This window comes from Achromobacter insuavis, assembly GCF_902859645.1.
In the GTDB taxonomy this organism is placed as follows: Bacteria; Pseudomonadota; Gammaproteobacteria; order Burkholderiales; family Burkholderiaceae_B; genus Achromobacter; species Achromobacter insuavis.
Genome location: NZ_CADIJR010000046.1, coordinates 39,556 through 50,977, shown reverse-complemented (window position 1 = coordinate 50,977; position 11,422 = coordinate 39,556). Strand labels below are relative to the sequence as shown.

Annotated in this window: 9 protein-coding genes; 4 read left to right on the top strand and 5 right to left on the bottom strand. The window is 70.6% G+C overall.

Annotated elements, in window-relative coordinates:
* Window positions 1–907 (top strand): Lnb N-terminal periplasmic domain-containing protein (locus H0523_RS21090; RefSeq protein ID WP_180180135.1); only part of this gene is annotated, 907 nt, incomplete at its 5' end.
* A gap of 37 nt (window positions 908–944) precedes the next feature.
* Here the strand turns inward: H0523_RS21090 and H0523_RS21085 are convergent.
* Together H0523_RS21085 and H0523_RS21080 are read right to left on the bottom strand one after the other, a co-directional pair.
* The gene (locus H0523_RS21085) at window positions 945–1,688 is read right to left on the bottom strand and encodes an SDR family NAD(P)-dependent oxidoreductase (RefSeq protein WP_054429788.1); all 744 of its coding nucleotides are present in this window, start codon (window positions 1,686–1,688) and stop codon (window positions 945–947) included.
* Window positions 1,689–1,715: 27 nt separating this feature from the next.
* Entirely contained in the window at window positions 1,716–2,399 is a 684-nt protein-coding gene (locus H0523_RS21080; RefSeq protein WP_054429789.1) for a TetR/AcrR family transcriptional regulator, read from the bottom strand.
* An 81-nt stretch (window positions 2,400–2,480) separates the two neighbouring features.
* Between H0523_RS21080 and H0523_RS21075 the strand changes: the two genes are divergently transcribed.
* Window positions 2,481–3,149: an O-methyltransferase gene (locus H0523_RS21075; protein ID WP_054429790.1), complete on the top strand. Its 669-nt coding sequence runs from the start codon at window positions 2,481–2,483 to the stop codon at window positions 3,147–3,149.
* A 15-nt stretch (window positions 3,150–3,164) separates the two neighbouring features.
* On the opposite strand, the gene H0523_RS21070 is transcribed toward H0523_RS21075, so the two are convergent.
* Window positions 3,165–4,703 carry an MFS transporter gene (locus H0523_RS21070; RefSeq protein ID WP_054430321.1) on the bottom strand — a complete coding sequence of 513 codons (1,539 nt, stop codon included), beginning with the start codon at window positions 4,701–4,703 and terminating at the stop codon, window positions 3,165–3,167.
* Window positions 4,704–4,821: 118 nt separating this feature from the next.
* Between H0523_RS21070 and H0523_RS21065 the strand changes: the two genes are divergently transcribed.
* Entirely contained in the window at window positions 4,822–5,724 is a 903-nt protein-coding gene (locus H0523_RS21065; RefSeq protein WP_054429791.1) for a LysR family transcriptional regulator, read from the top strand.
* A gap of 28 nt (window positions 5,725–5,752) precedes the next feature.
* Here the strand turns inward: H0523_RS21065 and H0523_RS21060 are convergent, their stop codons facing one another.
* Window positions 5,753–8,437, bottom strand: a complete 2,685-nt coding sequence (locus tag H0523_RS21060; RefSeq protein ID WP_054429792.1) for a hybrid sensor histidine kinase/response regulator — start codon at window positions 8,435–8,437, stop codon at window positions 5,753–5,755.
* Window positions 8,430–9,260 carry a response regulator transcription factor gene (locus tag H0523_RS21055; protein WP_082404387.1) on the bottom strand — a complete coding sequence of 277 codons (831 nt, stop codon included), beginning with the start codon at window positions 9,258–9,260 and terminating at the stop codon, window positions 8,430–8,432. Before H0523_RS21055 ends, H0523_RS21060 begins: the two co-directional genes overlap by 8 nt.
* A gap of 468 nt (window positions 9,261–9,728) precedes the next feature.
* Between H0523_RS21055 and H0523_RS21050 the strand changes: the two genes are divergently transcribed.
* Entirely contained in the window at window positions 9,729–11,405 is a 1,677-nt protein-coding gene (locus H0523_RS21050; protein ID WP_054429793.1) for a ShlB/FhaC/HecB family hemolysin secretion/activation protein, read from the top strand.
* Window positions 11,406–11,422: the final 17 nt, after the last annotated feature.

The window sequence follows — 11,422 nt, the reverse complement described above, 5'->3', positions numbered from 1 at the left end:
CGCGCTGGCGCCGCTGGCCTGGCTGCTGCTGGCCGCGGCCGCGCTGGCCGGGCTGGCCTGGGGCCATCGGCTGCCGGCCATCGTGTTCGGGGCGATGCTGCTGATCCTGCTGGCCTGGTGGATCTGGGGCATGCGGCCATCCAACGACCGCGACTGGATGCCCGAGGTGGCCCGCACCACCTATGGCGAAGTGGACGGCGACCGCCTGACGCTGCACAACGTGCGCAACTTCGACTGGCGCTCGCGCAGCGACTTCGACGCGCGCTGGGAGACGCGCCGTTACGATCTGTCGAAGCTGGCCTCGGTGGACCTGGCGCTGTCGTATTGGGGACGGCCGGCGATCGCGCATGCGCTGGTGTCGTTCGGCTTCACCGACGGCCAATACGTGGTGTTCTCGGTGGAGATCCGGCGCAAGCGCAACGACACCTTCTCGGAGATCGGCGGTTTCTTCCGCCAGTACGAATTGTCGGTGCTGGCCTCGGCCGAGGAAGACAGCCTGCGGGTGCGCACCAATGTGCGCGGCGAGGACGGCTACCTGTACCGCATCCACATGCCGGCCGGCGCGCCGCGCAAGCTGCTGCTGTCGTACGTGGACACGGCCACGCGCCTGCGGCGCCAGCCGCGCTTCTACAACACGCTGACGGCCAACTGCATCACCATCGTGTACCGGCTGGCCGACAGGATCGTGCCGGGACTGCCGCTGGATTACCGCCTGCTGTTGTCGGGCTATCTGCCGGACTACCTGTACCGGCTCGGCGCCCTGGAGGGCGCCGCCAGCGTGCAGGCCTACCGCGACGCCGGCCGCTACACCGAACGGGCCCGCGCCACCCGGGACGCGGCGCAGTACTCGCGCAACATTCGGCGCGGCGTGCCGGGCGTGACGCCGCCGCCCGGCGCCGATGCGTGACCGCTCTGGGCGAGGCGCCTTGTCGTGCGAACAGGCCCTAGGTCAGGTTCAGGCCGCCGTCCGACAGCAGGATCTCGCCCGTCAGGTAGTCGGACTGCGCCAGCCACGCCACCGCCTGGGCGATGTCGTCCGGCTGCGCGGCGCGGCGCATCGGCGCGCGTTCGCGCCACAGTTGCTGCGCCTGGGTCCAGTCCTGCGTCAGCGGCGTGTCCACCAGCCCCGGCGCCACCGCGTTGACGCGGATATCCGGCGCCAGCGACACCGCCAGCAGGCGCGTCACATGGTTCAGCGCCGCCTTGGCGGCCGCGTACGGAATCGACGCGCCCTTGGGCCGCACGCCCGCATGCGAGCTGACGTTGACCACGCAGCCCGGCCGGCCGCGCGCCGCCGCCGCCGACAGCGCCGCCTGCGCCTCGGCCACCAGGCGGAACGGCGCGACCACGTTGACCTCGTGCATCTCGTGCCAGACCGCGGGCGTGGCCGCGGCCAGGTCGGCGTGCGCAATCACGCGGCTGATGCCGGCGTTGTTGACCAGCACGTCCAGCCGCCCCCACGCCGCCACCGCTTCGCGCACCAGGCGGACGCGGTCGGCATCGACCGCCAGATCGGCCTGCACATACACCGCCGAGCCCAGCTCGGCGGCCAGCGCCCGGCCCGCCTCGGCCGACTGGCGCGAATGCAGGACCACGGCATAGCCATCGCGCGACAGGCGCCGGGCGATGGCGGCGCCGATGCCGGAGGTGGAACCGGTCACCAGCGCAACGGGAAGGGAATCAGGCATGGAATCAGGCAATCCAGGAGAAAGGCGTCAGGGGGAAGGCGTGGCGGACGACTTGCGGGCCCGCCGGCGCGTCGCCTCGGGGCCGCCCGCCAGGCTGTCGAGATAGGCGCACAGCATGTCGGCCAGCGCGTCCGCGTAGGCCTCGATCTCGGCCTCGGTGCGCGGGCTTTCCGAGAACTGCTTGCCGACGGCGCTGAGCGTGTGGGTGATGAGATCGCCGGCCAGCGCGCGGGTGGCGTCGGACGCGTTGGGCAAGGCCTCGCCGAGGAAGGCGAGCACGATGCGGCCGCCCTCTTCTTTGGTGGCGCGCGCCTCGGGCGCATCGCGGTAGAGCGGCGCGGCGTCGTTCAGGGCCACGCGCATCACGGCTTCTTCGCATTCCGAGCGCACGAAGGCGTGCACCAGGTTGCGCAGCCGCCGGGGCGGCGTGTGGCGGGTGTCTTCGAGCAGACGCCGCAGCAGGTCGGACGTCTGCTGCCATTCCTGCGTCTGCAGCCGGTACAGGATGGCGGCCTTGTTGGGGAAGTACTGGTAGAGCGAACCGATGCTGACGCCGGCCTTCTCGGCGACCCGGGCGGTGGTGAAGCGCGTGGCGCCTTCCTGGGCCAAAACCTGAGCCCCGGCCTGCAGGATGGCCGCGACCAGCTCGGCCGAACGGCTCTGCTGCGGCTGTTTTCTCTCGGAAAGCCGGGTGCTGCGGCGTGTGGTCATGGCGGCTCGGGAAATGCGAATAGAGAAATGCGACGAATCCGTCGTATTCTAAACCCACAATTGCTACTGGAAAACCGCCTCATGGCCAATACCCTGACTTCCCCTCCCCTGGTCGCCCTGCTCGACCGCCTGTTCACCCACGCCGACGCCTCGTGGTCCCGGGCCGACCCGGCGCTGGCCAACATGTCCGACGCCGAACAGGCGCGGCTGATGCGCAGCAAGACCGACTACCGCGACTTCTACGGCCGCATGAAAGACCTGCCGCTGGCCGTGTCGCCCGAGACCGGCACGCTGCTCTACATGCTGGCGCGCAGCACGCAGGCGCGGTCCATCATCGAGTTCGGCACCTCGTTCGGCATCTCGACGCTGCACCTGGCGGCGGCGCTGCGCGACAACGGCGGCGGCCGGCTGATCACCACCGAGTTCGAACCGTCCAAGGTGGCGCGGGCCAGCGAAAACCTGGCCGAGGCCGGGCTGGCCGATCTGGTGGAACTGCGCCAGGGCGACGCCTTGCAGACGCTGGCGGCCGGCCTGCCCGAGCGCATCGACCTGGTGCTGCTCGATGGCGCCAAGGCGCTGTATTCGGACGTGCTGGCCCTGCTGGAAAGCCGCCTGCGCCCCGGCGCGCTGATCGTGGCGGACAACGCCGACTATTGCCCCGAATACCTGGCGCGGGTGCGCTCGCCGGCCTCGGGCTACCTGTCGACGCCGTTCGGCGACGATGTGGAACTGTCGATGCGGCTGGGCTAGAAAGCGCCCCGGGCCTCAGGCCCGCGCCGCCGTCGCCGGGGCCGCCGCGCGCGTCTCGGGCCGGCCCAGGAACAGGCACACCACCAGCGCGGTCAGCAGCGTGATCGCCGCCAGGATCCACAACAGCGTGGCGAAGGCGCCCGCGGAGGCCTGCGCAAGAGCCGCGCGGCCAACGCCGGGCAGGATCGCCGCCACCGCGTCGACATCGCCCGCGACCAGCCGCTGCGCGGCCTGCCCCGCCTGGGGCGCGGCGCCCGGCAGCGCCGTGGCCAGATGGCGGGTGGTCAATGCCGTCAGCAGCGCGCTGACCACGGCCAGCGCCACGCCCTCGCCCGCCACCCGGGTGGTGCTGAAGATGCCGGTGGCCATGCCGGCGCGTTCCACCGGCACCACGCTGACGGCCAGGCCGTCCATCAGGCCCCAGGGCAGGCTGATGCCGACGCCGATCAGCAGCATCGGGCCGACCAGCGCCGCCACCGGCCCCGCCGTCATCGCCAGACTGAGCCAGGCCAGGCCGGCGGCCGCCAGCAGCAGCCCGGCGCCGCAGATCCACGCCGGCGCCAGCCAGCGCGTCAGCTGGCCGGCCACGATCGGCAACAGCAGCAGGGGCGCGGACAGCGCGATCATCATGCGGCCGGCCTCGATCTCGCCCAGGCCGTCGACGGCGATGAAGCGCACCGGCAGCAGGATCAACAGCACCACGAAGGCATAGGCCGGCGCGGCCGCCAGCAGTTGCACGCCCAGGAAGCGCGGATAGCGGAACAGCGTCAGGTCCAGCATCGGCCGCGCCGCGCGCAATTCGATCAGGCCGAACACGGCGAACAGCGCCACCGCCGCCGCCAGCATCGCCAGCGTGGACGGATCGCCCCAGCCGCCTTGCGGCGCCCGCATGATGCCCCAGGTCAGCAACGCCAGGGCGGCGCTGAAGGTGGCCGCACCCGGCCAGTCCAGGCGCCCGGCCGCGGGGTCGCGCGATTCGCGCAGGCCGCGCGCGCCCAGCGCGAACGCGAGGACCGCCAGCGCGATCGCCAGCAGGAAGATGCTGCGCCAGCCGAAGCGCTCGATCAGCAGCGCCGAGGCGATCGGCCCGAACGACAGGCCGGCGCCGAAGCTGGCGCCCAGCAGGCTGAAGGCGCGCATGCGGCCGGCGCCGTCGAACTCCTGCGCCAGCGCGGCCGCGCCGCCCGAGAAGATCGCCGCGCCTCCCAGGCCCTGCGCCGCGCGCAGCAGGTCGAAGGCGACGATGCCGGGCGCGTAGACCAGGCCGATGGAGGCGGCGATGAAGATCGCGGCCCCCGCCAGGAACACGCGGCGGCGGCCGTAGCGGTCGGCCAGCGCGCCAGCCACCAGCAGCGTGCTGCCGAACACCAGCATGAAGGCGTTGGTGATCCAGTTCAGCGCCTCGGGGCTGCCGCCCAGGTCGCGCGCGATCGACGGCAGTGCGATGGCCGGGCCGGTGAAGGTGAACGGCATGGCCGCGCACGCCAGGCACACGGCGATCAGGATCAGGATCTTGCGGGCCGCGGCGGGCGGCGGGGTAACGGACGATGGCATGGACGGCATCACAAGGGAACGGGAACGGGAACGGTATTGAAGATACCGAGGCTCGCCTGGTGGATAAATAGGTTAAAAATCCACACATCACGGAATTAATTTCTTCAATGGAACCGCCATGGACCGCCTGAGCGGCTTGTTGCCCTTTGTCCGCAGCGCCGAGCTGGGCGGCTTTGCCGCCGCCGGCCGCGACCTGGACCTGTCGCCCTCGGCCGTCGGCAAGGCCGTGGCGCGGCTGGAGCAGGACCTGCACGTGCGGCTGTTCCAGCGCAGCACGCGCCGCATGCAATTGACCGAGGAAGGCCGGCTGTTCTACGAGCGCTGCAAGCGCATCCTGGAAGACCTGGACGAGGCGCACGACATGCTGTCGCAGACGCTGCGCGAACCGCGCGGCCGGCTGCGCGTCAGCGCGCCGCTGGTGAGCTACCACTTCCTGCTGCCGGTGCTGCCGGCCTTCGCCGCGCGCTATCCGGGCATCGAGCTGGACATGGATTTCAACGACCGCATCGTCGACCTGATCGGCGAGCGCGTGGACGTGGCGATCCGCAGCGGCGACCTGCCCGATTCGCGGCTGACGGCGCGGCCGCTGGGCACCTTCCGGCTGCTGCTGTGCGCCGCGCCGGACTACCTGGCGCGTCACGGCGCGCCGCAACGGCCGCGCGACCTGGAACGGCACCGGGCGGTGCGGTTCCGCTACCCCAACGCCGGCACGCTGCAGGCGTGGCCGCTGGCGCTGGCCTCTGGCGAAGCCGAGCCGCGGCTGACCGCCGCGTTCACCTGCAACAACATGGAAGCCCTGCTGGGCGCGACCATCCAGGGGTTCGGCATCGGCTGCATGCCCGATTTCCTGGCGCGCGACGCGCTCGCGGCCGGCACGCTGCGCACGGTGCTGGACGCACAAGTGCGCGGCGCGGGCCGCTTCCAGGCGTTGTGGCCGTCGAACCGCAACCTGTCGCCCAAGGTGCGCGTGTTCGTGGACTTCCTGGGCGAGCGGCTGTTCCGCGACGGCGACCGCGCCTAGCCCGGCGCAGGCCCTGGCGCCGCTCGGATCACGCCACCGGCATCCGCTCGCACAGCAGGCCGATCGCCGCCAGGTCGCCCTGCCGCGCCAGACGCTGCACTTGCTCGCTGAAATCCTTGAAGGCCGGATCGCGCGCCTGGATCGCGCGCGCCCAGTCCATCAGGTCCGAGATCCCGCCGATGTCCAGCAAGCGTTGCACCTGCTCCAGCTCGGCGCGCGACAGGCGCGGCAGCGACGCCGACGCGGGCGCCGCCTCGCTGGCGGGCTGTTGCGTCGACAGATGCAGCAGCCGGCCCAGCACGTGCCGCAGTTCGACCAGGTTGATGGGCTTGAGCAGGCTGGCGTCGTAACCGCCGCCATCCAGCGTGGGCGCCTCCTGCGGCGTCGCGGACACCGCCACCACCGGCAGGTCCGGCCAGCGCGCGCGGGCGGCCGCGAGCACCGCCGAGCCGTCGGCGCCTTCCATGCGATGGTCGGTCAGGATCAGGTCGGGGCGGCTCGCATCATCGGCCTGGATGCGCGCCAGCATGCGCAGGCCGTCGGCCTCGCTGTCGACCTGGAAGCCCAGGCTGGCCAGTTCCTCGACCAGGAATTCGCGGATTTCCGGCGTATCCTCGGCCAGCCAGATGCGCCGCCCGGTGCCGTCCAGCAGCGGCAGGACGTGCGCCGCGGCCGCGATGTAGTGATGCGACACGCGCGACTCGTCCACCTCCCTGACCGGCAGCGCCACACGGATCGTGGTGCCCTGGCCCACTTCGCTGTAGACGTGGATGCGGCCGTGCATGCGCTGCACCCATTGCTGCACGATGGCCAGGCCGAGCCCGACGCCGGGCTGGCTCTCGGCGGCCGACAGCCGCTGGAAGGGCTCGAAGATGTGCTGCCGGTCTTCCAGCGCGATGCCGCAGCCGGTATCGGCCACCGACAAGGTCAGCCAGCCGGCGCTCTCGCCCGGGGCGGGCGCGGCGTAGTCGGCGGTCAGGGTCAGCACGCCGTCGCGGGTGAACTTGGCGGCGTTATCGATGAGATTGGACAGCACCTGCCGCACGCGCTTGCCATCCATCTCCAGCACGGCCGGCACCGCGTCCGCCACCCGCAGTTCGAAGCGGTTGTCCTGCCGGGCCGCGATCGGCGCGGACTCCTTGGCGACGGTATCGAGCAAGGCATGCGCATACTCGGGCGCCAGGCGCAGGGCCTGGCCGCCGGCGCCCGCGGCGTAGTCGATCAGGTCGTTCACCATGCCCAGCATGTGGTCGGCGCTGCGGCGGATGACGGCGCCGCGCGGCGCGTCGTCGCGGCCGCCGGCCTGGATCAGGTCGGCGAAGCCGATGATCGAGGTCAGCGGCGTGCGCAGGTCGTGGCTGATGCGCGCCAGGAAGTCCTGGCGCACCCGGCCGGCTTCGTCGGCCAGGATCAGCGCCGCCTGCAGCGCCTGGGTGCGCTCGGTGACGGCCTGGTCCAGCCGCTGGTGTTCGCGTTCGCGCGCCTGCGCCAGCTCGCGCTGGGCCGCCAGCCGCTCCTGGCGATGCTGGCGCGACCGGCCATACAGCAGCACGGCCAGCATCAGCGAAATCGACAGCAGGTCCCAGGCCACTTCCGGCCCGCCCTCCCAGCGGCCCGGCAGCAGTCCGTGGATATAGGCCACCCGCAGGAACAGGCAGGCGCAATAGACGGCGAAGGACAACAGGAAGGTGCGGGCGTTGGCGTGGCCGCGGCGCCAGCCGTCGGCCATGGAGACGAGCCAGACCAGCGCCCACAGGAAGATCAGGCCGATCAGCGCCTGCGCGGCCTCGCGGTAGTCGCCCAGCGCCGCCCAGGCCGTGCCGGCGACGCCGGCGGCGATCAGCGACAGGTACACCCGGCGCCACAGCGGCACCCGGTGCAGGTCCGCGAACAGCATCGCCATGAAGGCGAACAGCGACGCCGCCAGCGTCGCCAGGACGCTGGGCGCGCGCAGCGCCATCTCGCCGCCGCCGGTCAGCACGTAGCGGTACAGCAGCCCCTGGAACGACAGGCTGTAGAGAATCTCGACAAAGATGGCGGCCGACAGCAGCAGGAACACCGGATCGCGCTGGACCACGCCGAGCAACCCGGCGCAGATGCCGACCATCGCCAGCGCGCCGACCAGCAGCGCCACGAGCAGGGTGTTGCGCTGTGTCTGGCTCACGAACGCCGCCGGCGTGCGCAAGGTGGGCTCCATGCTGATGGCCGAGCGGCTCTGCACCCGCACCAGCACCGTCATCCGCTCGCCCGGCCCGAGCCGCAGCGGCGCCACCGACACGCTGGCGGGGACCGCGCGCTGGGCCAGCGGCTCGCGGTTGCCCTGCAGCAGCACGCTGGCCGGCGTCGCACTGCCCGCCGGGAACAGGTAGAAGCGCACGTCTTCCAGGCGCGGCACGCCGAACGACAGCCAGCGTTCCTGGGTGCTGCCGGAGGTGTTACGCACTTCCAGCCGCAGCCAGAACGCCGAGGTGGAATAACCGCGGTTGAGCCAGCCGGCGGACACGGGTTGCCAGGCGTCATCCAGGATCTGGCTGGCGTCCCGGCTGGCGGTTTTGTCCTCGATGCCGCGCAGCTCGCTGTCGAGCGGCAGGCTGCCGCTCACCGCGCTCAGGTCGATGACGGGTTGGACGGCCTGCGCGCGCACGGGCAGGATCAGGCAGGACAGCACCAGCCACAGCAACCAGGCCAACACGCCCGGACGGACACTACGCATGCGGATCCCGTTCCTGGCGCAAGGCGGTCGGCGCCATGCCGAAACGCTCGCGGAAAGCGGTGGAGAAATTGCCACGGTTGCCAAAGCCCACCGCCTGCGAAATCGCCTGGATGTCCAGGCCGGTCTCGCACAGCAGGCGGCGCGCCTCGCGCATGCGCTCTTCGCGCAGGAACTCGAACACGGTGGTGCCGGCGCAGCGCCGGAAGGCCTGGTTCAGGCGCCGCGCGTTGGTGCCCAGCGCCTGGGCCAGGGCCACCAGCTCGGGCGTGTGGTCGAGCCGTTCGCGCAGCAGCTTGCGCGCGGCGCGGAACAGCACCCCGTCGAGCGAGGTGCCGGCGGCGACCGCCGAGGTGCCGTCCCCGGGCGCCGCCTCGACCGGCGCCGGCGCGGGCGCCGGGACCGGCGCCACCCGCAGGTGGATCAGCAGGCGCAGGCGCACTTCCTCGAAATCGAACGGCTTGGCGACATAGTCGACCGCGCCCGCCGACAGCCCCGCCACCCGCTCGGTGGGCAAGGCGGCGGCGGTCAGGAAGATGATGGGAATGGCGCGCGTGGCCTGGTCGGCTTTCAGCAGCCGGCAGGCCGCCAGGCCGTCGCAGACCGGCATGTTCACGTCCATCAGGATGATGTCCGGCTGCACCAGTTGCGCCTTGCGGTAGCCGTCGTTGCCATCCTCGGCCACATAGACCCGGCAGTCCTGGCTGGTCAGGAAATCCACCAGCAGCATGCGGTCCTCGGGCCGGTCCTCGACGACCAGCACGCGCAGGCCCGCAAGCTGGCCAGGAAGGAGCGGATGGGAGGCGGCGTCGTTCATGCCGCGCATTCTTTCATGCCGGTGGGGGCGCGCGTTGGTAACACGCGACGAAACCGTCGCGGGTTTATGAATATTTTTCCTTGTGGCAAACGTGCCCTGCATTCCGGCAAACCTCGCAAGCGCAATCATTGTTCACACATGATAGTGTTTGTTACATAGGGCAACTTGCCGGAAAAGGTAGCGCTTCGTCGACCCGGACCGCCGCAGCGTCTCCCGATCACAACATCCCGCAGATACCGGGACGGCACGTCCGGCAAGCCCTCTCCGTGAAGCATCCGAAAAGATGCCATTGCCCAGGCAAGAATCCCGCAGTGCCGGATAGTTGTAAAGAACTTTAGAAACTTTGTTTATTGATGTTTACGAAATATATCGAATAGTTTCGTTTAATTCTGATTGTAACGAATTATCACTTACGTATCCATGCGCCGCCTAGCCCACTCCCGCCGCCCCGCCGTTCTCCGCCAGCCTCCCTTCTCCTTGCGCGCCGGCTTTGCCGCCGTGGTGTTGGCGCTCGCCGCCGGACCAGTGGCCGCGCAGAACGTGCAGTTGCGCCTGCCGTCAGGCGCCGAACCTGGCCGCCAGCTGCCGCAACCCGTCTTGCCGGAAAGCACCCCGGCCGCGCCGTCCGTGACCGTGGAGCAAGGCGGCGCGACCGAAGCGCCCGCCGGCGCCGACAAGCTGACCTTCACGCTGACCGACATGCGCGTGGAAGGCGTGACCCGCTACCCGGCCGATTCGCTGCGCCCGCTCTACCAGGGGCTGGTCGGCAAGACCATCACCGTCGCGGACGCCTTCAAGGTGGCCAACGAGATCGAGCTGCGCTACCGCAATGACGGCTACGTCACCACGCGCGTGATCGTGCCGGCGCAGACCATCGATGATGGCCATTTCCGCATCATGGTGGTCGAGGGCTACATCGCCGACGTGAAGTACGACGGCGATATCGGCCCGGCCCAGGCGGCGGTCGAGAAGCTGGTGCAGCGCCTGCGCGGCGTGCGCCCCATCAACGTGGCGGAAGTCGAGCGCCAGCTGCTGCTGGCCAACGACCTGAACGGCCTGACCGTGCGCGCCACGCTGGAGGCCTCGCCCAAGGAAGTGGGCGGCTCGGTGCTGGTGGTGCACAGCGAACGCAAGGCGGTCGACGCGCGCCTGGGCATCGACAACCGCGCCTCGCCCTACCTGGGCTGGAGCGAAATGACCGGCCAGATCACGCTCAATTCGTTCGGCGGCCGCGCCGACAGCCTGACCCTGACCGGCCGCATGGGCTTCCCGGCCTACCGCAGCAAGGCCGTGGGCGCCAACTACAACATGCTGGTGTCCGACAGCGGCGCCACCGTCGACGTGGCCGCCAGCTACGCCAAGAGCGAGCCGGGCCGCGAACTGGCGCCGCTGAACGTCGCCAGCGACGTGCAGGCCTATTCGGCCACCGTCACCTATCCGCTGATCCGGTCGCGCCTGGAGAACCTGCGCGCCTTCGGCATGCTGGACGTGCGCAACGTCGCCACCGACATCATCGACATTCCCTTCACGCGCGACCGCCTGCGCGTGCTGCGCGCCGGCCTGAGCTATGACCGCACCGACAGTTGGAACGGCATCACCGCCGTGCGCGGCACGGTGCACCAGGGCCTGGACGCGATGGGCGCTTCCAAGGAAGGCAACGAGCTGGCCTCGCGCGCCAAGGGCCGCCCGGACTTCCTGAAACTCACCGCCGAACTGACCCGCCTGCAGCAGCTGTCCGACCGCTTCAGCCTGGTGGCCACCTTCGCCGGCCAATATAGCGCCCGCCCGCTGCTGGCCAGCGAGGAATTCGCGCTGGGCGGCCCCAACTTCGGCCGCGGCTACGACGACGGCGAAATGTCCGCCGACTCGGGCGTGGCCGCGTCGCTGGAACTGCGCTACGCCGTGTCCACCGACCGCTTCCTGCCCAGCGGCGCGCACGTCTACACGTTCGTGGACGGCGGCCACATCTGGTCGCGCAGCGAAAGCGCGCTGCTGACCCGCGCCAAGCTGTCCTCCTACGGCGCCGGCATGCGCGCCAACCTGACCAAGAACCTGTACGCCACGATCGAAGTGGCCAAGCCCATGAGCTCCGATGTCCTGACCCAGGGCAACAAAGATCCCCGCGTGTTCTTCAGCCTCTCGGCCCAGTACTAATCCGCGACAGAAAAGCG